This is a genomic window from Streptomyces sp. ACA25, from assembly GCF_028200735.1.
Lineage (GTDB): Bacteria > Actinomycetota > Actinomycetes > Streptomycetales > Streptomycetaceae > Streptomyces.
Window position 1 is genome coordinate 1 of sequence record NZ_JAQKPV010000019.1, and the last position, 26,860, is coordinate 26,860.

Sequence of the window (26,860 nt, forward strand, 5' to 3'; positions counted from 1 at the left end):
CTGCGGCACTTGTATAGCATCGTTGTATGGCGTTCACAGTCCGCGAGACAGCGAGGGACGACTGGCACGAGCTCAGAGAGCTCCGGCTGGCAGCTCTGCTGGACCCGGTCGCTCCCGTCGCCTTCTACGAGCCGTATGCCGATGCCCTCCTGCTCCCGAGGGCCGACTGGGAGGACCGTGCGGCACCGCGTCCGGACCGCACGACGTTCGTCGGGGGCCCCGGGGAAGGCCCGTGGGCCGGGATGCTGGTGGTGTTCCGCAGGACGGACTTCGTTCAGGTGGCAGGGGTGTACGTGCTCCCCGCGCACCGGGGCACCGGACTGGCCCGTCAGCTGATGCGGGCCGCCATCAGCTGGGCCGGTGACTGCGAGGTCCGGCTGCACGTTCACGAGAACAATCGCCGGGCCGCCCGCTTCTACACTGCTCTGGGGTTCCTTCCCACCGGGGCCGCCGAAGCAGATCCCCTGGACCCCGCCTTGCGGGCCTACGAACTGGCTCTGCGGCCGGAAAGCCGCACCCGGGGCGAGCGCCGGCCCCGGAAGAATGCGCGGGGAAAGGCGACGAGAAGCGAGGAGAGACAATGACACGACGGGTCGTCTACTCGATGATGGTGTCGCTCGACGGCTTCGTGGAGGACGCGGACGGCGGAATCGGCTGGTCCGAGCCCGATGAGGAGCTCCACCGGTACTTCAACGACCAGGAAGCCCACATCGACGCGCACCTCTACGGACGCCGGCTGTACCGGCTGATGGCCGACCACTGGCCCACCGCGGACGAGGACCCGTCCGCGGCCGACTACGAGATCGCCTACGCCCGGACGTGGAAGAGCGTCCCCAAGATCGTGTTCTCCCGGACCCTGGAGTCGGTCGACTGGAACAGCCGCTTGGTCAGAGAAGAACTGGCCGAGGAGGTCGCCCGGCTGAAGTCCCTTCCGGGCAAGGACATGGACCTCGGCGGCCCCGGACTGGCGGCGAGCTTCATGCGGCTGGGCCTCATCGACGAGTACCAGCTCTTCGTGCACCCGGTCGTACTCGGAAGCGGGAAGCCGTACTTTCCCCCGGGCGGTGACCGGCAGGAGCTCCGGCTGCTCGGCACGCGCACCTTCGGCTCGGGGGTGGTACTCCTGCGCTACCGGCCCGAGCTCTCCGCCGCCGCCTGAACCCGGGACAGTTCGGGCACGGCCTCCAGCAGCGCGGTCCGGAACGGGGCGGTGTCCGCGGTGCGGCCCACCACATAGAGCGTCCCGCCCTCCGCGGCGACGTTGTCCAGCGCCAGGGTGTCCACCCGGCCCGGCGCGCAGGTCTGCCGGATGTGCAGCTGGTCCAGCCCACGGAGGGCCTTGCTGATCAACGCCTGGCCGGTGTCGCGCCGGCCGGGGTGGGCGGACAGCGCGCTCTCCAGCTCCATGGACGCGCCCGGGGCCGCTTTCTGATGCGTGCGCAGGGTCTTCGCCGGGTCGCCGGACGACTTTCCCATCGCCCAACGCTGCACCTGCTGGATGGGCTGTCCGGTCAGCGCGGCAGCGTGCAGGTAGCAGCGGAGCAGCGTTTCCGCCGTCTCGGCGTCGAGCCGGAACACCGGCTCCACCGGCCGCACGGTGGACAGCAGGGCCACTGCCCGCTGCCGGGCCGTCGTCAGGTCCGCACAGCCGTGTTGCGGGGCCCACCGCAGCCGGACGGGCGCGTCGGTCAGGTGCTCCGGATCGTAGACGTGCACAGGCCCCTTCCGGCCCCGCTGCCGGGCCGTCTGCTCCCACAGGCGGCCGTCCGGGTCGACGACCACCGCCCCGGCCGGCGCCCGCAGCACAGCGGACGCTGCTGGTGCGCCTGGTGCGACTTGGCCGGATGAGGTGGCCGCGCCGGCCGTGACGTACGGGAGCCGTACCGTCGGCTCGGCATCCGGAACCTCGGCGCCCGCAGCCCCGCCCGCCACCCCGGCAGTGCCCGGGGTGGCGGTGGCGGGATCGTCCGGCGGGCCGACCGCCTCCGTAGCGCCGCGGGCCGGAGAGTGGCCGTCCTCCGGCGGGAGAGAACCGTCACCGCCCTTCTCCAGCCCGGCAGCAGCGGGAGCACCGGTGCCCCGGCGAGTGCGGCCTACCCGGCCCGGACGCCCGGAACGCCAGCGGGCATACCGGAAGGCCAGGGCGAGGACGGTCGCGAACACGACGAACAGCTGGGCGAAGAAGGCGAGCCAGAGCAGTGAGGCGCCCGGCAGGGCCGCCTCGTCCGCGGCGGGCCAGGCGCCGGGGATGTCCGAGGGCGCGGTGAAGAACGAGCGCACCGCCACCGCGGTGCGGGTGAAGGTGACGCCGTCCGGCCAGGCCCCGTGCTGCAGCCACCCGGCGATGCCGGTGGACGACCAGGTCAGCAGGGTCACCGAGGTGACCACTCCGAGCGCTCCGACCAGGAGCGAGTCCGGGACACCCTTGCCGCCGGTACGAGCCGCCCCTCCGGTGGGGCCGGAGTCCTGCCCGCCGTACGGGTCCTGATCGCCGCCCGAGTGGTATGTCATCGCTCCGCCTTGCTCACCGTGTCCGTCGCGCGCCGCCGCCCGCCTGCCGCGTGCTGCCGGCGTATCCGTTCAGCCCGCCGATCTTTTCTCGAACGAGACGGCCCGGGCCGCGGTCTCGGCGTCCAGTTCGGCGTCGAGCGACTCCAGCCCGGGCATCGGGCCGGCGGCCGTGGAGACCTCCGTCATCGCCCGGTCGGTGAAGACGATCGGCCGCTCCGCCTCGGTCACCAGGTGTTTCACCACCTGCACGTTCCCGTTGACGTCCCACACCGCCATGCCGGGGGTCAGAGTCGGGATGATCTCCACCGCCCAGCGCGGCAGCCCCAGGACCTGCCCGGTGGCTCTGGCCTCGTCGAACTTCTGCGCGTAGATCGTCCGTGTGGAGGCCATCTTCAGGATCGCCGCCGCCTCCCTGGCCGCCGCGCCGTCCACCACGTCCGACAGGTGGTGGACCACCGCGACGAAGGAAAGCCCCAGGCGCCGGCCGAACTTCAGCAGCCGCTGGAAGAGCTGTGCCACGAAGGGCGAGTTGATGATGTGCCAGGCCTCCTCGACCAGGAAGATCCGCTTCTTGCGGTCCGGCCTGATCCAGGTGTGCTCCAGCCAGACGCCGACCATGGCCATCAGGATCGGCATGGCTATGGAGTTGCGGTCGATGTGCGAGAGGTCGAAGACGATGAGGGGCGCGTCGAGGTCGATGCCGACGGTGGTCGGGCCGTCGAACATGCCCCGCAGGTCGCCGTCCACCAGCCGGTCGAGCACCAGGGCCACGTCCAGCCCCCAGGCGCGGACATCCTCCAGCGCCACGTTCATGGCGTCGGCCGAGGTCGGCTGCGGATGGCGCAGCCGCTCGACGATGTCGGAGAGGATCGGCTGCCGCTCGGTCGTGTTCGCGCGGACGTGGGCGTGCGCGACCTTCAGGGCGAAGCCGGACCGTTCGTCGAGCGCACGGCCCAGGGCCACCTCGATGATGGTGCGCAGCAGCGCGAGCTGCCCGGTGGCCGTGATCGCCGGGTCCAGCGGGTTGAGCCGGATGTCGTGGTCCAGGGCGGCCATCGGGTCGAGCCGGATCGGGGTGATGCCGAGCTGCTCGGCGATCAGGTTCCACTCGCCGACCCCGTCCTCGCCCTGGGCGTCGAGCACGACGACCTGGCGGTCGCGGAAGCGGAGCTGGCGCAGGACGTAGGTCTTCTCCAGCGCCGACTTGCCGTTGCCGGACTCGCCCAGCACCAGCCAGTGCGGGGCCGGCAGTTGCTGGCCGTAGAGCTGGAACGGGTCGTAGATGTAGCCCTTCCCGGAGTACACCTCGCGGCCGATGATGACGCCGGAGTCGCCGAGTCCCGGTGCGGCAGTGGGCAGATAGACGGCCTGCGCCTGCCCGGTGGAGGTACGGACGGGCAGCCGGGTCGTCTCCGCTCTGCCGAAGAGCAGGGAGGTGAACGCTTCGGTGAGGGCTGACAGCGGGTCACGCGGGGGCATGGTGGCACCTCATCGGCGAATCCCGGTGGCGAACGGCAGGGTGTTGACGAACGCCCGGTGGTGTTCACGGTCACACCACTCGAGCTTAAGATATGACTTTCCGGCTGAGGCGCGGATAGTCCGCTTGTCCCGGGCCAGCGCCTCGGGGTTCGGCGACGAGACCGTCAGGTAGCCCACCAGGTTCACGCCCGCCGCCCCGGAAGCCAGGTCGTCACCGCGCTGGTCGACACGGCCGTGCGTGGCGATGTCCCGCGGGTCCACGGTGCGGTTCATCTTCGCCGCCCGGGCCGCTTCCGCCGCGTCGTTGGTCTTCTCCGTCAGCATCCGCTCGATCGCGATCTCCGTCGGTTCCAGATCCATGCAGACCGCGACCGTGCGGATCACGTCCGGTGTGTGCACCAGGAGCGGGGCGAGGAAGTTCACCCCCACCGGGGTCAGCGGCCACTCCTTGATCCAGGCAGTCGCATGGCACCAGGGATCGCGGGTGTCCGACTCGCGGGTCTTGGCCTGGAGATACGTCGGCTCGCGGGCGTCCAGCTCGGCCGGCCAGGCGTTCCGCTGGGACATCGCCTGAATGTGGTCGACGGGGTGATCGGGGTCGTACATGGAGTGGATCAACGAGGACAGCCGGGCCTCGCCCAGCGGCTGCCGCACCCGGATGTCGGCTTCCGCCAGCCGGGCGCAGATGTCCGTCAGCTCCCTGGCCATCACGATCGCCAGCGACTCGTCCTGCGTCATGCGCCTGCTGCCCCGGCCGCCGCTCGCCCGGGACGCCCGCGCGATCGACAGGGCCTCGTGCGCCAGATCCCGCGAGTGGTGCATGCAGGCGACCAGGTAGGCGCGGTGCTGCTCGCTGGAGGTCGACACCATCGACTGCAGTTGCTCGTAGGACTCCTGGAGCCACGCCGGGGCACCGAAGTTCCCGCGCTCCGCCACGTCATGGGCGTGCGCGTCGGGGTCGGCGGGCAGCGTGCGGGCCAGCATCTGAAGTCTGGTGACGTGCCCGTCCCCGTTGGCGACATGCTTCAGCAGCGTCCCGAAGCGGTCCACCAGGGCTTCCTGGTCCTCGCTGTCCCGGAGCCCGACACCGGGCCCCTCGATCTCTATCGCCGCGGTGATGGTGCGCCGGTCGGCGTGCAGCAGCACGGTGATCTCGTCCGGGCCGAACGGCGCGGCAAGCCAGCTGATCCGCCCGACACCGGGTGGTGCCCCGACGGCCACCTCCTCGCCGTCGAGGTGGATACCGGCCTCGATGGCATCCGACCGGTAGGTGGGGGAGCGGCGCATCGTACGGCGGAAGGAACGGTTGATTTCGAACCACTTGTAGAACGTGCGGCCCCGGTACGGCACATAGACGGTGGCGAGAGCGAGCAGCGGGAATCCGAGCAGGGCGACCAGCCGAAGACCGAGGCTCGTGATCAGCAGGCCGCTCATCATGCCGAAGAACGCCCCGACGATGATCAGCGCGATCTCCCCGGTCTCCCGGTTCTTGCCGATCATCGCCTGGGGACGGGCCCGCCCGATCAGGTACGTGCGCCGCCGGGGAGGGGCATGTGGCGGCGCGTTCACGCGGCGCCTCCGTGCGCAGTGCCGCTGCCGGTGCCCGCGCCTGAGCCCGTGTCCGTGCCCGCGACGGTGCCTGTGCCCGCGACGGTGCACGTCCTTCGGGCCGGGTCAACGGGCTGTGCCGCTGCCCGTGCTCCGGTGTCTCGACTCATCTTGACCCACTCACCCTTGGCCACCTCACGTCTTGCTTCGCCCTGCTCCGTCGCCCCGCCCGCCGGTGCCACGACTGCCGTGGGCGGCCACGCCGCCCGCCAGCGGATTGTTCGACCGCTGCTGACCGCCGCCCCCGCCCGAGTCCTGCCCGCCGCCGCCCTGGCCGCCACCGGTGCCCCGGGCGCCGTGGGTGCTCATGCCCTGCCGCAGCAGGGTCGCCGGAGTGGCCAGCGCGGCGCTGGCCGCCCGGCTGGAGGTGTCCTGACGCATGGCCCGGTGACTCACGATCTCATCGCCGAAGCCCGGGACAAAGCGATAGATCATGGCGCTCGCGAAAATGGCGAGCAGGATGATGGCCAGACCGGACACGATCGCGGAGAACGCGGTCGGGCCCTCCGAGGTGGACAGCGCGGACGCCAGCCCCAGCACGATCACGATCACCGGCTTGACCAGAATCACCGCGATCATGATCCCTGCCCAGCGCCGGACATGGCCCCACAGATTCTTGTCCACCAGACCCGCGTAGACGGCGGTGCCGAGCAGCGCACCCACGTAGAGCAACGCCGCCCGGATCACCAGCTCCAGCCACAGCACGCCGGCCGCGATGATGGAGATGAGCGAGACGACGATCAGCATGATCGGCCCGCCGCCGATGTCCTCACCGGCGGCGAGAGCGGCCGAGAACTGGCCGAAGAACGCGTCCGAATCGCTGCCCGTTCCGGCCGCGATCGCCTCGGAAACACCGTCGGTTGCCGCCACGACGATGTACAGGATCAGCGGGGTGAACGCCGACGCCATGACGGTCAGCCAGAGGAAACCCACCGCCTCCGACACGGCCGTGGTGAACGGCACGCCGCGTATGGCCCGCTTGGCGACCGCGAGCAGCCAGAGGGTGAGCGTCAGGACCGTGGCGGCCGCGAAGACCACGGCGTACTGCCGGAGGAACGCCGGGTTGGTGAAGTCCACGTTCGTCGTCGCCGAGACGGCCGTGGACAACTGGTCCACGATCCACGCGGCGGCGTCGGCGCAGCCCTGCGCGAGGGAGGACAGCGGGTCGAGGTTGGTGTTGAGTACCGTCGGCCCCCCACCCCCACCTCCCGGAGCCTCACCTTCGCAGTAGTCCCTTGCGGGGCCGACAATGAGGTCGCAGTCGCTCTCTTCCTCCTCGTCGGCCGCAGAGCTTGAGGCGAAGGTGAGATGGAGGGCAACGAAGCCAGCGAACGCTGCGCCGATGGCGGATAGCCGACGCAGCGGATCAGCGCGCATAAGTGAACCCCCCAAATGCAGTGAGCGCCTCGGCGAGGTCAGCAGCCGAAGAAACTTGGTTGTCGCCTGGGACGGGTGCCGGACCGGGCAGTTGAGCGAAGCTGTGCACCTTCCAGTCGTCGCCTGACCACCGAAGCTCAAAGGTCATGGTGAACCAGTCACTGGCTACTGGGTGGGTGGAGTCGGTGCCTGCCATGCCGAACAGTCCCGTGCACCAGACATCGACTCTGGCCGAGTCGGGGTTGAACTCGACCACTTCCGTGCCGACTGGTGCAGTGCGAGAGACATACGTCATCCCTTCCGGGGGCGTGCCCTCTGGGTCGAGCCCAATCGCGCCAAGAAAGTCGGACGAGTAGGTTTCGTCCATTTTTGCGCTCATCTCCGACGCTTTGTCAGGAGTGAAGACATGGTCCACAACCGCCGAACGCTCGGCAGGACGGACGATGGCAGGCGAGATGAGCGCCACGGCGTAGTTCGCTGCTGCGCTCTGGGCGCCCTGCTCGGTCTGGGGGAAGCCGGAGGGGATGCCGTTGGTGGAGGTGTCCACCGGGAGTTCGCCAGTCGGGGCCGTCGGCTGAGCCTGCGTGCCGCCGCCCGGCTCGTCCACCGGGTCGGAGCCGCTGCCCTCGGTGTCCCCCGCCTGGTTGGCGAAGACGATGGCTGCGATGAGGAGCACGACGACGCCGACGATCGTCATCAGGCTGCGTCGGGGCGAGGCGGCGGGGCGGCGAGGGCCGGCTTCCCGCTCCTCGGGGAGGCGGGTGCGGGTCTGGGAGGGGAGTCTGCGGTCGCCCGCGTCACCGTAGTCGTCGCCGTAGCTCATGGATCAGCGCCCCTTCAACAGCGGTGAGTCTATTACCTCCTCACATGACGTTAGCGCTTCTGTCCACAGGGACCGCCCTCCCTGACGAAATGTCCGGCGGACGGCCCGCCTGATGTCCGAGTCGTCCAGCCTTGCGAGTGTGCTGTGGCCAATCGGTCAGATGTCCGGACCCGGAGGTGTGGGGCAGGCGGCCGGTGGGCGGAGGAACGACGGGGGGCGAAGGCCCACCTGCTCGGCCTTTGGCGCCCCGAAGCGCTCCCGCGCGCCCCCGGGCCGCATCGTGCTGGCCCATGGAGTTGGGCCGACCAACCGGTTACTGCTCCAGGCGGACCGGCATCAGCATGGAGAAGCTGCCCTCGGTGTCCGGGCGGCGGATGACCAGGGGAGCGGTGGGGCCACCCCCGAGTTCGAGGATCAGGCGCTCCCTGGCCCCGGCGCGCAGGGCGTCCAGGAGAAAGGTGCGGTTGCAGGCGAGATGGTCCTTACCGCTCTCGCCCTCCTCGACGACCGTCACCACCTCGTCGGGCGTCACCGTCAGCACGGTGATGTCAACGGGTGCCTGGCTGCGGTCGTGGCCGTCGCCGGGACGGACCGGGCCGGACTGCACCGCTGTGCGCAGGGCGTGGACATTGATGGGGATGCGCCGCCCGGAAGGCAGCTGCACGAGACGGCGGTAGTCGGGGAACTCGTGGCCGAGGCTCTGGCCTGCCGTCTGACGATCCCCGGTGTCGAGTGTCACGTGATCACCCTCCACCGTGAGCACGGCGGAGTCCTCGTCACTGAGCAGCGCGCGCATCGCGTCGACCAGCGCAGTCGGCACGACGATCTGCACGCGGGGTCCGTCGTGACCGGTGATCTCCGTGCGGGCGACGGCCAGGCGGTAGCGGTCGGTCGCGACCACCCGGAGAGCTGCGTCCTCGATGTCGAACAGGACGCCGTGGAGTGTGGGCAACTCGGGGTCGGTGCCGACCGCGAAGCGGACGGTGTCCAGCGCGGCGGCCAGCTCGGAGGCGGAGACGTTCAGCCGGGCGGAGGTGCTGCGAGTGGTGGACATGAGGTGCTTCTCCCTGCGGTCGAGCAGTACACGGACCGTGGAGAGTTCGCGACGGGCGTCGGACAGCCCGTGCTCGAGACGGCGCAGGTGGGCACTCAGCAGGCTGCGAACCAGGTCGGTGTCCGTGCTGGACCAGCCGGCCAGTACCAGCCGGATATCCGCCAGCGGCATCCCGGCCGCGCGCAGCCTGGCGAGTAGCCGGGCCTCCGCGAGTTGTTCGGGCGCGTACCAGCGGTAACCGCTCACCGGATCGACCCTGGCGGGCACCAGCACGCCGGCTCCGTCATAGAACCGCAGGGTACTCACGCTCAGCCCGCTGTCCCTGGACATCTGACCAATGCTGCGCATCTCGCTCTCCACACCCGGGACTCTCAGGCCTCGACCAGGTTGAGGGTCAAGGCACCGTGGCGGTGACCCGCCTGCGCCGTCGCTTTCGGCGCCTTCCAGCATGTGCAGGGCCATCGCGCTGCTGTTCCGGAAGCGGGTGGCATTGCTCCATACGTTCCGTCATGCCGAATGGTTGTGGGTGCCCCGGCGGGTGTGTTGGAGGAGGGCGTTCCAGCGTTGGGGGGTGGTGGTGAGGGTGGTGTTGGGGTCATCACTTTCGCGGAAGTGCAGGCGGCCCTCCGGATCGGTCGCGGCCTCCAGGCAGTTGCTGTCCGGGTTGCCGCTGCTGTAGCTGGACTTCTGCCAGGCAAAGTTCGTCACGTGTTCCTCCTGCTGGACGTAGCGCGGATACTGAAGCAGGCCTTTCACGTCTGCGGTCTCTCGACCATCGGCCCTTGCCCGCCCCAGCAGCGAGGCACTTGCCGACCTGGCAGGCTGGCCTCGTGCAGGAAATCGACTGGTACTACGACAACGGCGAGGAACTGTTCCCCGATGTGGGTTCTGGGGTAAGGGCGGGGGACGTCGCACAGCACTGGATGGCGGTGGAGCGGATCTATGGCCTGGACTGGCAGCGGTTCACCCCCGGGGACTGGGACGCGCTGCAACGGATCAACCAGAGCCTGCCCGGCTGGCAGCACTTCTCCCCCGACGTCGCCCGGTGGTTCTCACTGGACGAGGACAGCGAGCTGCACCTGTGGGCTTCGGTCGAGCTCTCGGGCCTCCAGGTCGTGGGAGTACTGACACAGGGCATGTGGCAGGACTGGGACACCCAGTTCCGCCGTGCGATCACAAACCACAGCCTTCCCCGACGCGCATGCGCATGACGCGCTATCCCCACACCACCAACCACAGCAAGCGCGAAGGGCACGATCTACGGCTGGAGCAGTAACCGCCTGCCGTTCCGGATACGGGTAGACGTGGTGCTCACGTCATGCCGAGTGGGTTTGGGTGCTCCGGCGGGTGTGTTGGAGGAGGGCGTTCCAGCGTTGGGGGGTGGTGGTGAGGGTGGTGGTGGGGTCATCACTTTCGCGGAAGTGCAGGCGGCCGTCCGGGTCGGCCGCCGCCTCCAAGCAGTCTTGGGCGGGGTCGCCGGTGCTGTAGCTGGACTTCTGCCAGGCAAGGTCCATTGTGTTCCTCCTACAGGACGTAGCGCAGATACTGAAGCAGACCCAGAGAGCTGCCCTCATGAGATTCCTGGGAGCGCAGAGGGGCGAGCGACACGCTACTCATCCGTGCGAAGTCTGACGTGAACTGACCAACCGGTTCGGGATCACCGAGAAAGAGAGGCGTAATTGGCTGTTCGACGTAGACGGTGCGGAGCTCGGGTGCCGCTGCATCGTAGATGGTAAACGGGGCGCCTGGGGTGGCCGGGTGGCGCTCTACCTTGAAGGGCAGGAGCTGGATGTTGACGTTCGGCAGGTGAGAGACCTCTTCGAGGTGCGCGAGTTGGTCACGCATGATCTTACGATCCACGAAATGCATATGGAAGGCAGCTTCGTGAATCACCGCGTGCAGGTTGGGTAGCGGCTCCCGGCTCAGTACTTGTTGGCGCTGCAATCGGAAGTCGACGTACTGGTCAATGATGTCCGGGGGAGTTTCGTGACTCCAAGTGGAGAAGAGCGCCCGCATGTAGTCGGGCGTCTGCAGCAGCCCTGGGACGTACAGCCACTGGAACGAGCGGAACGCCGTCGTTGTTGCTTCAAGTTCCGCCAGGTCCCGCGCTCGGTCGCCGAGTAGCGACAGGTACGCCGTCCACCACCCCTTGCCGGTGGCGTTCGTCATGGCGACGAGGACTTCCACCAATGTGGCATTTCTGCAACCATATGTCTTTGTGAGGGCTCGCAATCTCTCTTCGGGGCACGCTGTCCTTCCTGCCTCGATGTGGCTCACGTGTGCTTGGCCGAGTCCTACCCGTCGCCCGGCCTCCGCAGTGGTGAGACCTGCCGCTTCGCGCAGTTTCCGGAGTTCCTGCCCCAGGCGCTTCTGTCGCTGACTCGGCTGTGTCCGTAGTCCCATGCTCAACTTCCTTCACGGAGTCATGCGGCGTGTCAGGCGAGTCGCCTCGTTGTCACTCGTATGGGCGTCATCTCGGGCGTTCGGTTGCATTAATGAACGCCGACATCCTAGCGTCGGTCTCGCATCATCCCGGACCGCCGTAAGACCGAAGTGCACTGCCCGCCGTGTGGGGTTGGCGGAGCGGCATTGCCACGCGGGTCGGCCGGGACTCTTCGAGAGGAACGACGTATGTGTCCTGGGCCCGGAGTTTTCCCGGCTTCCGCACGCACCGCCCTGTCTGCCGCTTCCCCGTCCGCTTCGGGAACCGTCGTGGGCGCGGGGTCGGGGGCCGCGTCGTCGCCGCAGTTCTGCGACGACTTCTCGTTCACTTTCCCTCCCGACCTCCAGTGGGTGCGCAGTGCGCGGGAAGCGGTGCGCACCGCGCTGCTGTCCGTGCTCCCGGAGACGTCGGAGGTGCTGGGCACAGCAGTTCTTCTTACCTCCGAGGTCGTTACCAATGCGGTGGTTGCCTCGTTGGGCAGTGCGCGACCCGCTCCCGTCGCGCTGTACGCAGCGTGGAACCCCGCCGGAGCGGTGCGTGTGCTGGTGCACGATGTGGCACCGGGCGCAGTAGAGGCCCCGGCCGGACTGCCTTCCCCCGAGGCGGAGAACGGCCGGGGCCTGCTGCTGCTCGCGCACTGCGCGCGGGAGTGGGGCGTCTGCCGTCACCTTCCGGGGCCCGGCAAGGCGGTGTGGTTTTGTCTGTGACGCTACGAGCCGGCCAATTGCGGGCGGCGGCACGGCTGGTAGGGGTGCGGATCGAGGTGCCGGAGCCCCGTACCGGGCGGGCGCTGGCGTGGATGCGGGCGCTGGACGAGCGGCTGAAGACGCTGACGCCCCTCGGGCTGGTGGCGGTGCAGGGGGCGTCGGTGGAGCTGCCCGACGGCGACGGAGCCACCCCGGGGCTCGTGGTGTGCCCCGTGGGCTTCCTGGCTTCGGACGAGCGGCTGCTGCATCCCCGGATCGTGCGCTTGGTGGCCGAGGTGACCGAACTGCCGGGGACCCCACCCGCCTGGGCCGCCGAAGTCCGGGTGCGGGCCTGCCTGCTGGTGGACCCCCGGGACGGCGGATGGGCGCTGTGGACCCGCCCCGGCCCGGGGCGCCGGTACCGACAGGTGGAGCGCGGCCCGTGGTGCGCGCCACTCCCGCCGGACTGCCTGTTCGCTGACGCCGGGTGACGCACCGGCGGGCTCCCGGGGCGCGGTGATGCTCTTGCCGGAGTGCCGGAGTGCCGGAGTGCCGGAGCTCAGAAGTCGTCAAGGCCCTCCAGCGCCTCGTTGCACAGCTCCATCCACCGCATGTCGTCGAACTCCGCGAAAATCCTGCGGGCTTCGAGGAGGCCCGTGCGGGCATCCCCACGGCGCCCTTCCTCCTCGGCGGTGAGGGCCAGCGAGCAGATGATGACGGCCTCGCTGTGCCGGGAGCCGCTCTCCCGGCAGACTTCTCTGGCCTCTTCGTACCGCTGGACGGCCTGACGGTAGTCCCCTCGGGCCCGGGCGATGTTCCCCAGGTCGCTGAGGGCGACCACCTGAACCGACAGCTGCCGGGTCTCGCGGGCCATGGCCAGCAACCGTTCGCTGAGCCGGAAGGCCCGGTCGTAGTCGCCCTGCGCCTCCGCCACGGCCGCCAGCCCGCCCAGGGCCTGGAGCACTCCGATGGAGAACTCGGCCTCCTCCGCCAGGCTGCGGGCGGCCTCGAAGCTGCGGGCGGCCTGACCGATGTCGTTGCGGGCGAGGGCGAAACTGCCGAGCTTGACCAGGGTGTGCACCGTCCCGGTGTGGTCGCGGTTCTGCTGGGAGAGCCGGAGGGCCTGGTGCAGCAGATGCGTCGCGCGATCATCGGCCTGCTCGTCGATGGCCACGTCGGCCATCTTGCGCAGCGTGCCGGCCTGTGCGGCCCGGTCGCCGAGCTCCTGCTGGAAGGCCAGAGCCTGCTCGTACATCCGGAGAGCCGGCTGGTACTCCTCGAGCTGTTTGGCGACCGTGGCCATGCCGACCAGGACGTCCGCCTCTCCGGGGCGGTGTCCGGCTGCCCGGTGCAGTTCCCGGGCCTGCTCGTACGTGTCCATGGCACGGTCGAGGTCGCCGCTGTCGGCACAGAGATCCCCGATGTCGACCAGCACGTCGGCCTGCCCGTGCCGGTCGCCGGTGTCCTCGAACATCTCCAGGGCGCGTTCGTAGGACCGCATCGCCTCGTCCTGGTGGCCGCGGGTCTTCGCCGTCGCACCGAGCCCTTGGTGAGCTGCGGCCTGCCCGCGCAGATCTTCGTCGTTCTCGCACAGCGCGCGTGCGCGTTCGAAGGCACGCTCCGCGGTCGTGAGTGCGGAGTGCCAGTACGCGGTGTGGCCGATCGCCAGGGCGACGGTCCGGTCCGCGGAAGGCAGGAGAGCGGTGATGATCTCGTCCGCGACGTATCTGCCGCGCCCGAGTTCGCGCTGCCGGGCGTCGAGCAGGTAGTCGAAGGCGCTGACGTTACGGCCGTCGGGGGTGGGAGTGAGCAGTGCCGTGGCGCCCCGGCGCACTCGGGTTGCCCAGGCCCAGGCGGCGTCCAGGGACTCGGGGTCGAGCCGCGGGCCGCCACGGGCCCTCAGGTAGTGCTCGTGGATCTCTTCCAGCAGAGTCCGGGAGGGGGTGACCAGCCCGGCTCTGTCGCAGTCCAGCGCGGCGGTCACCAGGGCGGCGCCGCGCGGGTTGGCCCCCGGCTGCCAGGCGTTCTCGTAGTCCTTCAGCAGCTCCGGTCCAGCGGCCAGCGACTCCGCGATGCCGTGGCGGTCGGCGGAGACCAGGGCGGCCTTGATCCGGGGGTCGGTGTCCCGGGCGATGGCGCGACGCAGCTCGCTCGGCGAGAACTTCTGCTCCAGCCGGATCTCCCGGGCCGGTTCGAGGGCGGCGCGGGCGTCGTGCACGTTGCCGCCGGTCAGCTCGGCGTGCGCGGTGCTGCGGATGGTCGCGATGATCAGGCGGTGGTGGTCCGTTCCGTCGAGCAGTTTGTCCACGTGCTCACGGGTCAGCCCGCCGTTGCCCAGGTAGTGCTCCAGGCCGTCCAGCCACAGGACGGCGTCACGGAGCTCCAGCGCGTGCTCGACCGCGGGGCCGACCTTGCTGCGCTCACGGGGAGCGATCAGGGTGTGACCGGGGACCGCCGCCCGCATGTTCTCGTAGGCCAGACGGGACTTGCCTGCCGTGGAATGGCCTATGAGCAGGGTGAAACCGGCGTCCTGCAGCTGCTCGCGGTGCCGGTGCTCCCGGTCCCGCGGCACGTAGGCGGGTGGTCCGTCCGGCGGGGGTTCGCCGTCGCCCGGAGGGATGGCCCGGTGCACGCCGAGCTGCACCGGGTCGTCGAGCTGGTGCACTTTCGGCAGCTGCCCGTCGGAGAGGACGAGGCATCCGCTGACGCTCTCACGAGGATTCGGGAGGCCGCCCAGCAGATCGGCACCGGCGCCGGGCGGCCGGCGCTGCCGGCGGTTCCGGGGGATGACGACGACGGCGGCGGCCAGTGCGGCGGCGAACAACGTGGCCGCACCGATCGCCGCGGTGGCGTTGCGCAGACCGAAGAAGGAGAGAAGCCCGGTGCCTGCTTCGAGCACGTAGGCATCGAGACTGAGGAGAAGCTGTTGCGAGGCAGGCATCAGCCTTCACCGCACAGCTGGGAGAGCGTCCGCTCCGGTACCGCGCCGTGCGGAGCAGGAGCAGAGGGGACGCGCACCCGGGGGACGGGGCGGGTGATGCGGGTGGGGTGGAACGTCACGGAAGTGATCCGGGCACCTCCCTCGACTTGCGTGGTGGCGTCGGCCTCACGGGACACCGGGACTGCGTGCCCGGCGCGCTCACCGACGATTCGGTAGGGCTTGAAGCCGCACGACTCATGGCGCAGAGTGTGCTGAGTACCCTCAAGGCTGGCCGCCACCCTACCCACGCGTGTGGAGGAGTGCTGTCCCTTCCCGCAGATACGGGCGGCACGTCCGGGCAGGGGAGTTCGAGGGCAAGACTCCGGGGCGCCTGGACCGCTGTCCGGGCCCCGCAGACCTGCTCGGCGATGACGGTGCGAGAGCTGCCCGCACCGGGCGGCTCTGCCCGTAGAGACAACGTGTCCGCCCCCACTCCTCGTCCTGCTCGTCACGGCTGTTCCTTCTATCGCGAACACCTTGCAGCAATCAGCTCTTGCCTTACAAGATGTTGACGCCCGACCGGAGGTACCGGTTCGGTATCTCCGGTGTCCGAGGTGCGACCTGCTCTTTCCGGTTCTGGGGAGGACTCGGGCCGGCCCCCTGTTGGTTGCGTCGTCTGCAAGTTGCTGTTGCAAGGGTGCGGGAGGTCCCGGGTTTCCACCCCCTCACGGAAGGGTGTTTTCGGACACCCGGCGGGCGGTGTTCAGGGGACCCGGCCCGGAGACGCGCCGGTGGTGAGGCACCGGGCGTTCCGGTTCCGGAGCCGGGCGCCCGTCGCTCACCGGCGGTTGTCCGGGTGTCCTGGCGCGTGCTGTCCGGTTGCCGGTCCCGTCAGCCGTGCCGGCGGCCGGTGTGCGACGCTGCCCGCATGCTGGGGATAACCGACCTGCCCACCTACCTGGTGGGCCTGGCCCTGATCATTCTGCTGCCCGGGCCGAACTCGTTGTACGTGCTGTCCGTTTCGGCCCGCCGCGGGATCCGTTCGGGATACCGGGCGGCGGGGGGCGTGCTCTGCGGCGACGCGGTGCTGATGATTCTGTCGGCGGGAGGTGTCGCCTCTCTGCTCCAGGCCAGTCCGGTGGCTTTCTCCGTGGTGAAGCTTCTGGGCGCCGGTTACCTGACCTGGCTGGCTCTCGGCCTGCTGCGCAGCGCGTGGAGTCTGTGGCGGCGCCGGGACGTGCGCCATGCGGGAGCCGCTGTCGGGGAGGCCGCCGGGCAGCCCCCGCACGAGCGGCCGTACCGCAGGGCGCTCACCGCCAGCCTGCTGAACCCGAAGGCGATCCTGTTCTTCGTCTCGTTCTTCGTGCAGTTCGTCGACCCGGCCTATCCCTATCCGGCGCTGTCCTTCCTGGCGCTGGGGCTGTGGGTCCAGCTGTTCAGCATCACCTACCTGACTCTTCTCATCTTCACCGGTGCCCGGCTGGCCGCGGCGTTCCGGAAGCGGCGGCGGCTCCAGGCCGGAGCCTCGGCTGTGGCGGGCACCGCTTTCCTGGGCTTTGCCGCCAAGCTGTCGCTGACCAGCGCTTGATCACCGGTGCGTCGCCTCACGCTTACGGTCGGGGGAGCGGCGACGTAGGCTCTTGAGAAAAGGAGCGTTCCAGCGCCGAGGGAGGTGGCCGCCGTGATGATGTGGGTCTGGATCGCGGTGATCTTCCTGGTGTGCGGGGGAGGTGCCTGGGTCGCGGAGACCGTGCGGGACGGGCAGCGGAACCGGCACGAGCAGCGCATGGAGTTGCTGCGGGCCGAGGAACGGCGCCGTAGCCGGCTGGAGGCCGCGCAGCGGCCCCCCGAGCCGGTCTGCGGCTGCGGGCACCACTTGGCGAAGCACGACCGGAGGGGCATCTGTCACGAGGTGGTCCAGGTGCCCACCGGCTGGGACGCCGACCGCCGTCCCACCGGCTTCGAGCCGGGGCAGTGCAGCTGCCAGCAGTACGTCGGCCCGCAGCCGCTGTCCCAGATCTACGCCGACGAGATCACCGACCGGGAGGCGGGCGTGTACGGGGGGCCCGGTGGGGGCGCTGACGGGCGGGAGATCTCCGGACGGCAGCCCGGTGACCCCGGTGACCCCGGTGAGCCGGACGTGCCCGGGCAGGACAGCGGCCGGGGCAGGTAGGCCGCGGCGGCTCGGCTCAGCGCTTGCGGAGGAGGGTCACCCCGTCCCGCAGGGTGAGCAGTACGGTGTCCACGCGCTCATCGGTGACCAGCGCGGCGTTCATCCGGCGGAGGGCCGTGGCCGCCTCGCCCAGGTCCTCCTCGTCCGCCACCCGGCCGCTGAGCAGCGTGTTGTCCAGGACGATCAGGCCACCGGGCCGCAGCCGGGGGAGGATCTCCTCGTAGTAGACCGGGTAGCCGGGCTTGTCGGCATCGATGAAGGCGAAGTCGATGCGCTGCTCGTCCCGCGGCAGGGCCCGCAGAGTGTCGGCCGCCGGGGCGAGCCGCAGGTCGATCTTCTCCGCGACGCCGGCCCGTTCCCAGTACCGGCGGGCGATCGACGTCCACTCCTCGCTGACGTCGCAGGCGAGGAGTCTGCCGTCCGCGGGGAGCCCCCGGGCGATGCAGATCGAGGAGTAGCCCGTGAAGGTGCCGACCTCGACGGCGGTGCGGGCCCCGATGAGGCGCACGAGCATGGTCAGGAAGGCGCCCTGGTCCTGCGTGATCTGCATGCTGGTCCACTCGGGGAACGCGCGGTGCGTCTCCTCGGCGAGCTCGCGCAGCACCTCGTCGGCGGGATCGGAATGGGCGACCGCGTAGTCGCTGAGGGTGGCGTTCACGATGTCCATGCCCCGACTCTAGTGACACGGCACCAGGGCTCAGGGGCCGGCAACCCTGCGGGACCGCTGTGTCCCGTCGCGGGGCGCGGTGGTCAGCCCGGGTGGCCCGGCGGGGGCCCGGACAGGCCGCGGGGTGCGCGGGGCGCGCGGGAACGGCGCAGCCAGAAGGCCGCGAGGATGCCGCCCAGCAGCCCGAAGAGGTGGCCCTGCCAGGACACGCCGGGGTTGGTGGGCAGCACGCCCCACAGCAGGGAGCCGTAGAGCAGGAAGACGGTGATGCCGATGGTGATGTCCACGGCGTCCTTCTCCACGAAGCCCCGCACCAGCAGATACCCGAAGAGGCCGAACACCACCCCGGAGGCGCCGGCCGTGATGGAGCCGGAGGAGGCGGTGAACCAGACCCCGAGGCCGGAGACCGTGATGATGACCAGACAGACGGCGAGGAACCGGCCGATGCCGCGCAGCGCGGCGAGGAAGCCGAAGATGAGCAGCGGAACGCTGTTCGCGATGAGGTGGTCGAAGCCGAAGTGCAGGAAGGCCGCCGGATAGATGTCCACCAGCTCGCCCGTGTCGCGCGGCTCGATGCCGTATTCGCACACCAGCGGCTGGTCGGGGTGGCCGGGAAGGCAGCGCGGCCGGGGGCCGTCGATGGCGGTGAGGCTCCACAGCACCGCCAGCCACGCCACCATGAGCAGTCCGGCCGAGACCGCCCGCTGCCGTCGTCCGCCCTGTGCTCGCTGTCCTCGCCGGCCCTGCAAGGCGGGTCCCCTTCCGTGCGGCTGCCTGCGGTACTCGACCGGGATACCTGCTCCCGGTCTCCTGCGTCTTCTCCGCGAGTGCCGCCCGGGCACTCCCGCCCTCTCCTTCGGCCGGCCTGCACTCCCGCAGGCGCTCCCGCCCGCAGTCACCGCGGCTCCGTCATGTGCGGGTCGTCCGTGCTCCCCGGGCGGGGGCGCGGAGGTGCCTGCCGAGTGCCCGGGCTGCTGAGGCCGGGCCAGTACAAGACTAAACAGAACCGGGGACGACCGGGGGAGGCGTCAGGGTTGCAGCGGTCCCGGGATGTTGCCGCGGTCCGGGTCCTCCCGGCGCTGACGGTCCCGCAGTTCCAGGTACAGCAGCGCCACCGTGAGGTCCTCCGCCTGCAGGACGCCCTCGGTCGGTGGCCGGTTGAGGGAGATGGCGGCGCCGCCCGTGACGTCCAGGCGCAGCGGCAGTGCGGCGGCCCCCGGCTCACCGAACTGGCCCAGGTCGAAAGTGACGTCGGACAGCACGCCGTTCCGGATCGCCAGCTCGGCGGTGACCTTCGCTTCCGGGTCCACCGGGTCCTGCACGACCGGCGGCAGCTCGAACCGCTCACTCTGGCGGGTCAGCAGGGTCAGCAGTGGGTCCAGCGCCTCGTGGGCCCGGCCCGCCGGCAGCCGCAGGTCGTACCGCTCCGCTCCCCGTTCGGGCTCCCGCTGCTTGAGTGAGGCGCCGGACCGGAGCGCCTTGCCCAGACCGTCGACGAAGTCCCACTGTGCCTGGGGGTCGAGCAGGCCGGTGGCCTCTCCGAGCGCCTCGGCGACGTTGTCGGCCATCTCGCGCGGTACCCCGCCGGTCTCGCTCAGTGCCGCGGCGTAGGCGTCGTAGTGGTGCGGGTCGACCTGCACCCAGGACCCCTGGAGCGCCCGGCTCGCGTTGTCGAGCGCGGCGGGGAGCTCCGCGGCGCGCTCCATGAAGCGCTCGGCCCGGGCCACTCCCGGCTCGTCCTCCCGCAGCACGTCCTTGACCACGGTGTCCGCGCCGACGCGGACGAACATCTCGCCGTCGATGGCCTTCGCGCCCACCGCGTCCTTGCCGCCGAAGCCCACGGACAGCGCACAGTCCAGCGGATCGGTGCGGTCCAGGTCGCGCATCCGGTTGTTCTGCTCGGCGTCCCCCACCACCGCGGTGAGCTCCAGTTCGGAGAGCATCCGGGCATCGCGCCGGTTCGGTTCGGGTGCGCCGGTCTGCTCCGCGGACTGGAGGAGGTACGCGTACACCTCGTCTGCGGAGGCGTGCAGTGTGGCGTCGACGGTGACGGCGTCGCGGGACATCAGCTCGTCCACCGCGCTCCTGACATCCGACCCGGCGCGGACGGACTGCGTGAGCTGGCAGCCTGCTGTCACGGTGGTGAGGAGGGCGGCACAGCCGAGGGCGGCCATCCTCTTACTGAGGGTATTGATGTCTTCACTCCCTGGTCGAGTGGGTCGGCAGGGGGGTGCACGGCCCCCGCTCAGTGTCACCCGGAACGCCCCGGGTATCGGTCCGGTTTCCCCGGGTGTGGCCCAGGTGTCACCCACTGGTGAGCCGGTCGTTGCCCGGTGCTCGATTAGCCTCGGACCTGCGGGGAGAGGAATGGACAGAGTGCGGGCGGAGTGTGGGCGACGCGTGAAGGGTGAGTGCGGGTGAGCCGGGAGGGCGAGAAGCAGCGCAGGCCCTGGGTCGTCGGGGTGTCGGGGGCCTCGGGGACGCCGTATGCCGCCGCGGTGCTGCGGGGGCTGCTCGACGCGGGGGAGGCCGTGGACCTGGTGGTCAGCCGGGCGTCCCGGCTGACCCTGCTGGACGAGACGGGCATCTCCTTCCGGGACGCGCACTGGCGGACGGACCTGCGTGACTGGCTGGCCAGGGGGGCCGACGGCAAGCCGGACACCTTCGACCCGGACATCGGGGCGGTGCGGTACTGGGCGGCCGGGGACCTGGCGGCCGGCCCGTCCTCCGGCTCGTACCCGGCTCGGGGCATGCTCATCGTGCCGGCCTCCACCGCCAGTGTGGCGGGGGTGGCCCTGGGGCTTTCCAAGGATCTGCTGCAACGGGCCGCCGATGTGACGCTCAAGGAGCGGCGGCCGCTGGTCGTGGCGCTCCGGGAGACGCCGCTCGGCGGGCAGACGCTGCGCCATCTGGTGACGCTGGACGGGGCCGGTGCGGTGGTGCTGCCCGCCTCCCCGGCGTTCTACGCGGGAGCCACGCACATCCAGGACCTGGTCGACTTCGTGGCCGGCCGGGTGCTCGACGCCGCCGGTGTGCCGCACGGGCTGTACCGCAGGTGGCGGGGAGAGCTGGGCGGGGCCCGGAGGGAGGACCCCGGACACACGGAAGGAACCGAGCACTCTTAGGCTGTCACGTTCACACGCCTTAGATTCTTCTGCGTCAGCTGACGTAGCCACGAGGGAACGACGGAAGGCTGAGCCACGATGGACGCGGTGGACAGACAGCTCATCCAGGCGCTGCGGGAGAACGGCCGTGCCTCGTACGCCGAACTCGGCAGGCTGGTGGGGTTGTCGGGGCCGAGCGTCACCGACCGGATCAACCGGCTGGAGGCAGGCGGTGTGATCACCGGTTACCGCGCCACCGTCGACGCGGCGTCGCTCGGGCTGGGGGTCACCGCGCTGATCGGCATCCAGCTGAGCGACGCGACCGATCACCAGGATGTCGCGGAGCGGCTGAAGGACGTCGCCGAGATCGAGGACTGCTGGTTCATCGCCGGGGACGATTCGTACATGCTGAAGGTCCGCGCAGGTGACGTGGACGACCTGGAACGCACGATCCGCCGGCTGTCGGGCACCAAGGGTGTCTCCCGCACCAGGACGACCATCGTGCTGTCCACGAAATGGGAGAACCGGGTCGGAGAGCTGCCGGGGAACCCGGAGGCGTAATCTCGGGTGGAGCCGACAAACAGGAGGGCGCGACGCATGGACACCGGTCTGAAGCGCGAGCTGGAGGAGAAGGTCCGCGCAGGGGAGCGGCTGACCCGCGAGGACGGTATCGCGCTCTACGAGTCCGATGACCTGGCCTGGCTGGGCGGCCTCGCTCACGAGGTGCGCACCCGGCTGAACGGCGACGTCGTGCACTTCAACGTCAACCGGCACCTCAACATGACGAACGTGTGCACCGCCTCGTGCGCGTACTGCTCCTTCCAGCGCAAGCCGGGTGAGAAGGACGCGTACACGATGCGCATCGAGGAGGCCGTCCGGCTCGCCAAGGAGATGGAGGGCGAGAACCTCACCGAGCTGCACATCGTCAACGGGCTGCACCCCACCCTGCCGTGGCGGTACTACCCGCGGTCGCTGAGCGCGCTGAAGGAGGCGCTGCCCGACACGGTCTCCCTGAAGGCGTTCACGGCCACCGAGATCCACCACTTCGAGACCATTTCGGGCCTCACGGCGTCGGAGATCCTGGACGAGCTCATCGAGGCGGGGCTGGAGTCGCTGACCGGCGGTGGCGCGGAGATCTTCGACTGGGAGGTCCGGCAGCACATCGTGGACCACGCCACCCACTGGGAGGACTGGTCGCGGATTCACCGGCTGGCGCACGCGAAGGGTCTGAAGACCCCCTGCACGATGCTGTACGGGCACATCGAGGAGCCGCGGCACCGGGTGGATCACGTGCTGCGGCTGCGGGAGCTCCAGGACGAGACCGGCGGTTTCCAGGTCTTCATCCCGCTGCGTTACCAGCACGACTTCGTGGACATGAAGGACGGCAAGATCCGCAACCGGCTCCAGGCGCGGACCACGATGGCCACCGGCGCGGAGGCGCTGAAGACCTTCGCGGTCTCCCGGCTGCTGTTCGACAACGTTCCGCACGTCAAGGTCTTCTGGGTCATGCACGGGGTGCAGACCGCGCAGCTGGCGCTGCAGCACGGGGCCGACGACATGGACGGCTCGGTCGTCGAGTACAAGATCACGCATGACGCGGACTCGTTCGGCACCCCGGACAAGCTGACCCGTGAGGACCTGCTGGAGCTGATCCGGGACGCCGGCTTCCGGCCGGTGGAGCGCAACACCCGGTACGAGGTGCTCCGGGAGTACGAGGGGCCTGACGCCGGGCGCCGGGAGGCCCCGCAGCCGATGCGTCTGTGACACCGTCCCGCCCGCCGGCCCCGTCCGCTCCCCGGAATCCCGGTGCGGGGGGTCGCGGGCGGTGGCTAGGGTCACCGTCATGGACGTGCGCTACGAGCTGGACCCGGTACTGACGCGGGAGCGGAAGGCCGGAGTGCTCCGGCTGTGGGCCGACGTGGTCAACGCGGGGGGTGCGGTCGGCTTCGTGCCGACCGTGCGGCCCGAGGACGTGCGGCCCGAGCTGGACGCCCACCTGGCCGGCATGGCCGAGGGCACCACCCGGATGCTCCTGGCGTCCGACGAGGACGACCGGGTGGTGGGGACCGCGTTCCTGAAGCTCAACTCCCACCGCCTCATGCGGCACTGGCTGTGGATGTACACCATCATGCTGCACCCGGACCGGCAGGGCCGGGGCGAGGGCCGGCAGCTGCTGGCCGCCGCGGAGAAGGCGGCGGGCGGCATCGACGGGATCACCGGTATCCGCCTCACCTGCCGGGGCGGGATGGGGCTCGAACGGTTCTACAAGTCCTGCGGCTACCGGGAGGTCGGGCGGGTGCCCGGTGCGATCCGGGTCGCGGAGGGCGACTACCGTGACGACATCACCCTGTGGCTGGCTCTCGGCTGACCGGGACCGGCCCCCGTCCGGGGCAACGCGGCGGCATGTTTCACTGGACGGGACCTCCGGCCGGCCCACCGTCTCCGGCCCGATCGGCACCATCGGAAAGAAGAGATCTGCCGTGACCGACACCAAGTACGCGACGCTCCGCTACACCGGCATGCGTCTGGGCGTCTTCGCCGCCTGCTTCGTCGTCGTGGCCGTACTGGCCTACCTCGGGGTCCTGCTCGAAGCGATCGGTACCGCCAACCCGCTGTGGATCACCGGGCTGGCCATCCTCATCTCCGCACCGGTCAGCCTGGTGGTCCTGCGCAAGCAGCGTGAGGCGATGTCCGAGCAGATCGTGACGGCCGCCGGCCACGCCAAGGAGAAGCTGCGGAAGAACCGCAGCATGGAGGACGACGTGGCCGACGCCGACGCCGACGCCGGCGTCGACGGGTCCGTCAAGCCGGGCTGACACCCGTCCGCCGCTTCGCGCGCTTCCCCGTGCACGCCGCGGGCCCGCGAACCGGAACCCAAGCTCCGGTCCGCGGGCCCGCGGCGCACGCTCACCGGGCGGTGGTGAGGTCCTCCGGCTTCACCCAGTCCGCTTCCCGCTCACCCTCGATGCCGCTGAGCGGCACCGAGACCAGCGGCTCCGGGCCACCGGAACCGTCATCTCCGGCGCGGTACGAGGCGAGCGTCACGACGATCCGGTCCTCGATGTCCTTGGGCGCCGGTCCCATGTAGTAGTTCAGCACGATGCTGAACACCAGGTCCCGCCCATCGGCGTCCGTCACGTAGCCGGACAGGGCGGTGGCCCCGGTCAGGGAGCCGGTCTTCGCGTGCACGTTCCCCTCGGCCGGAGTGCCGCACATCCGCAGGCGCAGCGTGCCGCCGACGGAGCGGTCCGGATCGCAGGCGACGGGCAGCGCCGCACGGAACGTGCCGAACCACTTCTCCTCCTGCACCGCGAGCAGCAGGGTCGCGAAGTCCTCGGCCGGCACCCAGTTGCGGCGGGTCAGGCCCGACCCGTCGGCCAGCACGTAGGTGGAGGTGTCCAGGCCCCAGCGGGCGAGTGCCCCGGTCGCCGCCCGGGTGCCGGCCGACCAGCTGCCGCTTCCCTCCGTCTCGTGGCCCATCGTCTTGATCAGCACTTCGGCGTGCCCGTTGTTCGACAGCTTCATGAACGGGTTCATCAGCTCGGCGACCGTCATGGACTTGTGCACGGCGAGCTCCCGGCTGCCCTCGGGAACGGCCTCCCCCAGCCGGGTACCGCCGCCGACCGTGATCCCCCGGTCCGCCAGGGCCTCGGTGAAGACCGCGGCGGCGTGCCCGGTCGGGTCCCAGACGCTGCGCCAGACACTCACCGGCGCGGCGTCGGCGGCGATGCTGCCGGCCACGGTGATGACCTCCTCGCCGTGCCTGCGGTTCACCGGCAGGCTGAGCGGTGTGCCGGCCTCGGCGGTGGTCGCGGTGTTCTCGACGGTGACGTGATCGGTCTCGGGGAACACCGACACCGTGGGCGGGTCGCCGACCTGGTCGCCGGGGGTGATGGTGACGTAGACCGTCCCCGCGTCGTAGTCGGTGTCCGGGGCGACCGTCAGTGCCGAGACGGGAGCGCCGTAGTAGTACTGCTCGTCGCTGACGTTCCATCCCCAGTGGAAGCGTTCGTCGTCGAAACGGGTGTCGTCGGCCACCAGACTGCCGGTGACCTTCCGGATTCCGGTCGCGGCCACCTGGTCGGCCAGCGACTCGTAATCCTCGACGAGCAGGGTCGGATCGCCGGTGCCGCGCAGATAGAGATCGCCGCGCAGCACCCGGCCGCGGACCGGGCCGTCGGCGTGCACCTCGGTGGTCCAGGTGTAGTCCGGGCCGAGCACGTCGAAGGCCGCGGCAGAGGTCAGCAGCTTGGAGTTCGAGGCGGGCATCAGCCGGTCGGCACCGTGGTGGTCGTGGAGCGGATCGCCGGTCGCGGCGTCGGCGATCACCACACTCGACTGGGCACCGTCCAGCCGGGGGTCGGAGAGGATCTCGTCGATCGCGTCGGCGAAGGTCTCCTTGGCCGGGCCGGCGCCGGCCGGGGAGCTCCAGGCGAGCACGAGCGCCAGACCAACCGCCATGGGGGCGATGAGGATTCGGTTCAGTGGGCGTCGGGTCATGGCGCTAGAGCATGGCGTAAGTATCTTTCAGGTCAAGGGAGGACGCAGAAAAACTTCGCCATCAGGAGAGCCATTGGAGCCGATCGGCCTACCCGCCGGCAGCGCCCGGAGCGAGGAAGGGGCCGGACCTGACGCGGAAGCCGTGGTCCGGCCGGGGCGTGCGGGCAAAAGGCAGGAGCCCCCGCCGATGGCGAGGGCTCCTTGGGTGGTGCTTGAACCGGGCGATCAGGCCGGGCTGACGTTCTCCGCCTGCGGGCCCTTGGGGCCCTGAGTGACGTCGAAGTTCACCTGCTGGTTCTCCTCGAGAGAACGGAAGCCGGAGGCGTTGATCGCGGAGTAGTGGACGAAGACATCGGGACCGCCGCCGTCCTGGGCAATAAAGCCGAAGCCCTTTTCAGCGTTGAACCACTTGACGGTTCCGGTAGCCATAAGCCCTCCCTGGGCCTATAAGGGTCGCCCCGTTCCAGCACCTGCAAAGAAGCCTGAAAACTACGAAAGCCTGCGGTTACATGATCCGCAGGCTCGTACTGCAAGGGAAACCAAACTGCAACTTGCGTTCAGCCTAGCACGGTGATTCGGGTTGGCGGAAGGGGATCCGGCCGTGCGGGTGATCTTCCCTCGCGGTGCCGCGGACGGTCCGCGGGCGTACCCTCCCAGGAGTGAGCTCCTACCGCAGAACCCGTCCCCGCGTCGGTCACATCCAGTTCCTGAACTGTCTCCCTCTCTACTGGGGGCTTGCCCGGACGGGCTCGCTGCTCGACCTCGAGCTCAGCAAGGACACGCCGGAAAAGCTGAGTGAGCGGCTGGTGGCCGGGGACCTCGACATCGGCCCCGTCACGCTGGTCGAATACCTTCGCCACGCGGACCGGCTGGTGGCCCTTCCCGACATCGCCGTCGGCTGCGACGGCCCGGTGATGTCCTGCGTGCTCGTCTCGCAGCTGCCGCTGGACCGGCTGGACGGGGCACGCGTCGCGCTGGGGTCGACCTCGCGCACCTCCGTGCGCCTGGCCCGGCTGCTGTTGAGTGAGCGTCACGGCGTCACCCCGGACTACTACACCTGCCCGCCGGACCTGGGCGTGATGATGCAGGAGGCGGACGCGGCGGTGCTCATCGGGGACGCGGCACTGCGGGCCTCGCTGCACGATGCGCCCCGGCTCGGTCTCGCCGTGCACGACCTGGGGCAGATGTGGCACGAGTGGACCGGTCTGCCGTTCGTCTTCGCCCTCTGGGCGACCCGGCGGGACTACCTCGCCGAGCAGCCGGAGACCGTCCACGAGGCGCACCGGGCCTTCCTGGCGTCCCGCGACCTGTCGCTGGCGGAGGTCGGCAAGGTCGCCGAGCAGGCAGCCCGCTGGGAGGCCTTCGACGCGGAGCTGCTGGAACGTTACTTCACAACCCTGGACTTCCGGCTCGGCCCGCGACAGCTGGCGGGCGTCGACGAGTTCGCCCGGCGCACCGGATTCCCCGGCGGCGACCGGGTGGAGCTGCTCCCCCCGGCCCCCCGGCACCGCTGAT

At 70.2% G+C, this 26,860-nt stretch carries 28 protein-coding genes and 1 pseudogene; 13 read left to right on the top strand and 16 right to left on the bottom strand.

Features of this window, described 5'->3' with window-relative positions; genetic code table 11:
* Window positions 1-26 precede the first annotated feature (26 nt).
* Both PJ985_RS21915 and PJ985_RS21920 read left to right on the top strand, forming a co-directional pair.
* On the top strand, window positions 27-584 hold the full coding sequence (locus PJ985_RS21915) for a GNAT family N-acetyltransferase (RefSeq protein WP_271685616.1): 558 nt from the start codon (window positions 27-29) through the stop codon (window positions 582-584).
* Window positions 581-1,159, top strand: coding sequence for a dihydrofolate reductase family protein (locus PJ985_RS21920; protein ID WP_271685617.1), 579 nt, complete (start codon window positions 581-583; stop codon window positions 1,157-1,159). The genes PJ985_RS21915 and PJ985_RS21920 overlap by 4 nt, the downstream gene beginning before the upstream one ends.
* On the opposite strand, the gene PJ985_RS21925 is transcribed toward PJ985_RS21920, so the two are convergent.
* The 7 genes from PJ985_RS21925 to PJ985_RS21955 all read right to left on the bottom strand — a co-directional run bounded on the left by PJ985_RS21925 (window position 1,129) and on the right by PJ985_RS21955 (window position 9,560).
* Window positions 1,129-2,511 (bottom strand): type VI secretion protein, encoded by a 1,383-nt coding sequence (locus PJ985_RS21925; protein ID WP_271685618.1) that lies wholly within the window; start codon window positions 2,509-2,511, stop codon window positions 1,129-1,131. The genes PJ985_RS21920 and PJ985_RS21925 overlap by 31 nt on opposite strands.
* 69 nt (window positions 2,512-2,580) lie before the next feature.
* Window positions 2,581-3,990, bottom strand: a complete 1,410-nt coding sequence (locus tag PJ985_RS21930) for an ATP-binding protein (protein ID WP_271685619.1) — start codon at window positions 3,988-3,990, stop codon at window positions 2,581-2,583.
* Window positions 3,991-3,999: 9 nt separating this feature from the next.
* Window positions 4,000-5,490: an SCO6880 family protein gene (locus PJ985_RS21935; RefSeq protein ID WP_271685665.1), complete on the bottom strand. Its 1,491-nt coding sequence runs from the start codon at window positions 5,488-5,490 to the stop codon at window positions 4,000-4,002.
* Between the two features lie 243 nt (window positions 5,491-5,733).
* Window positions 5,734-6,975, bottom strand: coding sequence for a hypothetical protein (locus tag PJ985_RS21940; protein WP_271685620.1), 1,242 nt, complete (start codon window positions 6,973-6,975; stop codon window positions 5,734-5,736).
* Window positions 6,965-7,798, bottom strand: coding sequence for a hypothetical protein (locus tag PJ985_RS21945; protein WP_271685621.1), 834 nt, complete (start codon window positions 7,796-7,798; stop codon window positions 6,965-6,967). Before PJ985_RS21945 ends, PJ985_RS21940 begins: the two co-directional genes overlap by 11 nt.
* 313 nt (window positions 7,799-8,111) lie before the next feature.
* Complete coding sequence (locus tag PJ985_RS21950) at window positions 8,112-9,182, bottom strand: DNA polymerase III subunit beta family protein (RefSeq protein ID WP_271685622.1); 1,071 nt, start codon at window positions 9,180-9,182, stop codon at window positions 8,112-8,114.
* Between the two features lie 177 nt (window positions 9,183-9,359).
* A complete protein-coding gene (locus tag PJ985_RS21955; RefSeq protein WP_271685623.1) occupies window positions 9,360-9,560 on the bottom strand; it encodes a DUF397 domain-containing protein in 201 nt (66 codons plus the stop codon).
* Between the two features lie 122 nt (window positions 9,561-9,682).
* Between PJ985_RS21955 and PJ985_RS21960 the strand changes: the two genes are divergently transcribed.
* Window positions 9,683-10,063, top strand: coding sequence for a hypothetical protein (locus PJ985_RS21960; RefSeq protein WP_271685624.1), 381 nt, complete (start codon window positions 9,683-9,685; stop codon window positions 10,061-10,063).
* Window positions 10,064-10,168: 105 nt separating this feature from the next.
* Here PJ985_RS21960 and PJ985_RS21965 read toward each other — a convergent pair whose 3' ends face one another.
* From PJ985_RS21965 to PJ985_RS21975, 3 genes and pseudogenes are all read right to left on the bottom strand, one after another.
* Complete coding sequence (locus PJ985_RS21965; RefSeq protein WP_271685625.1) at window positions 10,169-10,366, bottom strand: DUF397 domain-containing protein; 198 nt, start codon at window positions 10,364-10,366, stop codon at window positions 10,169-10,171.
* 10 nt (window positions 10,367-10,376) lie between these two features.
* Entirely contained in the window at window positions 10,377-11,021 is a 645-nt protein-coding gene (locus PJ985_RS21970; RefSeq protein ID WP_271685666.1) for a DUF5753 domain-containing protein, read from the bottom strand.
* 45 nt (window positions 11,022-11,066) lie between these two features.
* A pseudogene (locus PJ985_RS21975) lies at window positions 11,067-11,255 on the bottom strand (helix-turn-helix domain-containing protein); the annotation flags it as partial.
* A gap of 309 nt (window positions 11,256-11,564) precedes the next feature.
* Here PJ985_RS21975 and PJ985_RS21980 point away from each other — a divergent pair.
* Together PJ985_RS21980 and PJ985_RS21985 are read left to right on the top strand one after the other, a co-directional pair.
* Window positions 11,565-12,002, top strand: a complete 438-nt coding sequence (locus tag PJ985_RS21980; RefSeq protein WP_271685626.1) for an ATP-binding protein — start codon at window positions 11,565-11,567, stop codon at window positions 12,000-12,002.
* Window positions 11,999-12,472 (top strand): hypothetical protein, encoded by a 474-nt coding sequence (locus tag PJ985_RS21985; RefSeq protein WP_271685627.1) that lies wholly within the window; start codon window positions 11,999-12,001, stop codon window positions 12,470-12,472. The genes PJ985_RS21980 and PJ985_RS21985 overlap by 4 nt, the downstream gene beginning before the upstream one ends.
* 68 nt (window positions 12,473-12,540) lie before the next feature.
* Here the strand turns inward: PJ985_RS21985 and PJ985_RS21990 are convergent, their stop codons facing one another.
* Window positions 12,541-14,922: a tetratricopeptide repeat protein gene (locus PJ985_RS21990; protein ID WP_271685628.1), complete on the bottom strand. Its 2,382-nt coding sequence runs from the start codon at window positions 14,920-14,922 to the stop codon at window positions 12,541-12,543.
* A 907-nt stretch (window positions 14,923-15,829) separates the two neighbouring features.
* On the opposite strand from PJ985_RS21990, the gene leuE reads away from it, so the two are divergent.
* Window positions 15,830-16,489, top strand: coding sequence for a leucine efflux protein LeuE (gene leuE / locus PJ985_RS21995; RefSeq protein ID WP_271685629.1), 660 nt, complete (start codon window positions 15,830-15,832; stop codon window positions 16,487-16,489).
* A 96-nt stretch (window positions 16,490-16,585) separates the two neighbouring features.
* Window positions 16,586-17,074, top strand: a complete 489-nt coding sequence (locus PJ985_RS22000; RefSeq protein ID WP_333909885.1) for a hypothetical protein — start codon at window positions 16,586-16,588, stop codon at window positions 17,072-17,074.
* A gap of 16 nt (window positions 17,075-17,090) precedes the next feature.
* On the opposite strand, the gene PJ985_RS22005 is transcribed toward PJ985_RS22000, so the two are convergent.
* The 3 genes from PJ985_RS22005 to PJ985_RS22015 form a co-directional block, all read right to left on the bottom strand.
* Window positions 17,091-17,741, bottom strand: coding sequence for an O-methyltransferase (locus PJ985_RS22005; protein WP_271685630.1), 651 nt, complete (start codon window positions 17,739-17,741; stop codon window positions 17,091-17,093).
* An 83-nt stretch (window positions 17,742-17,824) separates the two neighbouring features.
* The gene (locus tag PJ985_RS22010; RefSeq protein WP_271685667.1) at window positions 17,825-18,421 is read right to left on the bottom strand and encodes a rhomboid family intramembrane serine protease; all 597 of its coding nucleotides are present in this window, start codon (window positions 18,419-18,421) and stop codon (window positions 17,825-17,827) included.
* 348 nt (window positions 18,422-18,769) lie between these two features.
* Window positions 18,770-19,915 carry a hypothetical protein gene (locus PJ985_RS22015; RefSeq protein WP_271685631.1) on the bottom strand — a complete coding sequence of 382 codons (1,146 nt, stop codon included), beginning with the start codon at window positions 19,913-19,915 and terminating at the stop codon, window positions 18,770-18,772.
* A 243-nt stretch (window positions 19,916-20,158) separates the two neighbouring features.
* Between PJ985_RS22015 and PJ985_RS22020 the strand changes: the two genes are divergently transcribed.
* The 5 genes from PJ985_RS22020 (at window position 20,159) to PJ985_RS22040 (ending at window position 23,661) form a co-directional block, all read left to right on the top strand.
* A complete protein-coding gene (locus PJ985_RS22020; RefSeq protein ID WP_271685632.1) occupies window positions 20,159-20,866 on the top strand; it encodes a UbiX family flavin prenyltransferase in 708 nt (235 codons plus the stop codon).
* A 78-nt stretch (window positions 20,867-20,944) separates the two neighbouring features.
* Window positions 20,945-21,406 carry an Lrp/AsnC family transcriptional regulator gene (locus PJ985_RS22025; protein ID WP_271685633.1) on the top strand — a complete coding sequence of 154 codons (462 nt, stop codon included), beginning with the start codon at window positions 20,945-20,947 and terminating at the stop codon, window positions 21,404-21,406.
* Window positions 21,407-21,442: 36 nt separating this feature from the next.
* Window positions 21,443-22,609 carry an aminofutalosine synthase MqnE gene (mqnE, locus tag PJ985_RS22030; protein WP_271685634.1) on the top strand — a complete coding sequence of 389 codons (1,167 nt, stop codon included), beginning with the start codon at window positions 21,443-21,445 and terminating at the stop codon, window positions 22,607-22,609.
* Between the two features lie 79 nt (window positions 22,610-22,688).
* Window positions 22,689-23,213, top strand: coding sequence for a GNAT family N-acetyltransferase (locus tag PJ985_RS22035; protein ID WP_271685635.1), 525 nt, complete (start codon window positions 22,689-22,691; stop codon window positions 23,211-23,213).
* Window positions 23,214-23,325: 112 nt separating this feature from the next.
* On the top strand, window positions 23,326-23,661 hold the full coding sequence (locus PJ985_RS22040; protein ID WP_271685636.1) for a DUF4229 domain-containing protein: 336 nt from the start codon (window positions 23,326-23,328) through the stop codon (window positions 23,659-23,661).
* Window positions 23,662-23,752: 91 nt separating this feature from the next.
* Here the strand turns inward: PJ985_RS22040 and dacB are convergent, their stop codons facing one another.
* Together dacB and PJ985_RS22050 are read right to left on the bottom strand one after the other, a co-directional pair.
* Complete coding sequence (dacB, locus tag PJ985_RS22045) at window positions 23,753-25,345, bottom strand: D-alanyl-D-alanine carboxypeptidase/D-alanyl-D-alanine endopeptidase (RefSeq protein ID WP_271685637.1); 1,593 nt, start codon at window positions 25,343-25,345, stop codon at window positions 23,753-23,755.
* A gap of 225 nt (window positions 25,346-25,570) precedes the next feature.
* Complete coding sequence (locus PJ985_RS22050; protein WP_267090929.1) at window positions 25,571-25,774, bottom strand: cold-shock protein; 204 nt, start codon at window positions 25,772-25,774, stop codon at window positions 25,571-25,573.
* 230 nt (window positions 25,775-26,004) lie between these two features.
* Here PJ985_RS22050 and PJ985_RS22055 point away from each other — a divergent pair, with 230 nt between their 5' ends.
* Window positions 26,005-26,859, top strand: coding sequence for a menaquinone biosynthetic enzyme MqnA/MqnD family protein (locus PJ985_RS22055; protein ID WP_271685638.1), 855 nt, complete (start codon window positions 26,005-26,007; stop codon window positions 26,857-26,859).
* Window position 26,860 lies beyond the last annotated feature (1 nt).

Excerpts from the sequence above, each read along its gene's own strand:
- PJ985_RS21965 (WP_271685625.1), bottom strand. The coding sequence starts at position 10,366 with ATGGACCTTGCCTGGCAGAAGTCCAGCTACAGCACCGGCGACCCCGCC.
- PJ985_RS21990 (WP_271685628.1), bottom strand. The coding sequence starts at position 14,922 with ATGCCTGCCTCGCAACAGCTTCTCCTCAGTCTCGATGCCTACGTGCTC.
- PJ985_RS21920 (WP_271685617.1), top strand. The coding sequence starts at position 581 with ATGACACGACGGGTCGTCTACTCGATGATGGTGTCGCTCGACGGCTTC.
- PJ985_RS22000 (WP_333909885.1), top strand. The coding sequence starts at position 16,586 with ATGATGTGGGTCTGGATCGCGGTGATCTTCCTGGTGTGCGGGGGAGGT.
- PJ985_RS21940 (WP_271685620.1), bottom strand. The coding sequence starts at position 6,975 with ATGCGCGCTGATCCGCTGCGTCGGCTATCCGCCATCGGCGCAGCGTTC.
- PJ985_RS21925 (WP_271685618.1), bottom strand. The coding sequence starts at position 2,511 with ATGACATACCACTCGGGCGGCGATCAGGACCCGTACGGCGGGCAGGAC.
- PJ985_RS21930 (WP_271685619.1), bottom strand. The coding sequence starts at position 3,990 with ATGCCCCCGCGTGACCCGCTGTCAGCCCTCACCGAAGCGTTCACCTCC.
- PJ985_RS21970 (WP_271685666.1), bottom strand. The coding sequence starts at position 11,021 with ATGACGAACGCCACCGGCAAGGGGTGGTGGACGGCGTACCTGTCGCTA.
- PJ985_RS21935 (WP_271685665.1), bottom strand. The coding sequence starts at position 5,490 with ATGATCGGCAAGAACCGGGAGACCGGGGAGATCGCGCTGATCATCGTC.
- leuE (WP_271685629.1), top strand. The coding sequence starts at position 15,830 with ATGCTGGGGATAACCGACCTGCCCACCTACCTGGTGGGCCTGGCCCTG.
- PJ985_RS22035 (WP_271685635.1), top strand. The coding sequence starts at position 22,689 with ATGGACGTGCGCTACGAGCTGGACCCGGTACTGACGCGGGAGCGGAAG.
- dacB (WP_271685637.1), bottom strand. The coding sequence starts at position 25,345 with ATGACCCGACGCCCACTGAACCGAATCCTCATCGCCCCCATGGCGGTT.
- PJ985_RS21950 (WP_271685622.1), bottom strand. The coding sequence starts at position 9,182 with ATGTCCAGGGACAGCGGGCTGAGCGTGAGTACCCTGCGGTTCTATGAC.
- PJ985_RS22015 (WP_271685631.1), bottom strand. The coding sequence starts at position 19,915 with ATGGCCGCCCTCGGCTGTGCCGCCCTCCTCACCACCGTGACAGCAGGC.
- PJ985_RS22025 (WP_271685633.1), top strand. The coding sequence starts at position 20,945 with ATGGACGCGGTGGACAGACAGCTCATCCAGGCGCTGCGGGAGAACGGC.
- mqnE (WP_271685634.1), top strand. The coding sequence starts at position 21,443 with ATGGACACCGGTCTGAAGCGCGAGCTGGAGGAGAAGGTCCGCGCAGGG.
- PJ985_RS22050 (WP_267090929.1), bottom strand. The coding sequence starts at position 25,774 with ATGGCTACCGGAACCGTCAAGTGGTTCAACGCTGAAAAGGGCTTCGGC.
- PJ985_RS22005 (WP_271685630.1), bottom strand. The coding sequence starts at position 17,741 with ATGGACATCGTGAACGCCACCCTCAGCGACTACGCGGTCGCCCATTCC.
- PJ985_RS21945 (WP_271685621.1), bottom strand. The coding sequence starts at position 7,798 with ATGAGCTACGGCGACGACTACGGTGACGCGGGCGACCGCAGACTCCCC.
- PJ985_RS22010 (WP_271685667.1), bottom strand. The coding sequence starts at position 18,421 with ATGGTGGCGTGGCTGGCGGTGCTGTGGAGCCTCACCGCCATCGACGGC.
- PJ985_RS21915 (WP_271685616.1), top strand. The coding sequence starts at position 27 with ATGGCGTTCACAGTCCGCGAGACAGCGAGGGACGACTGGCACGAGCTC.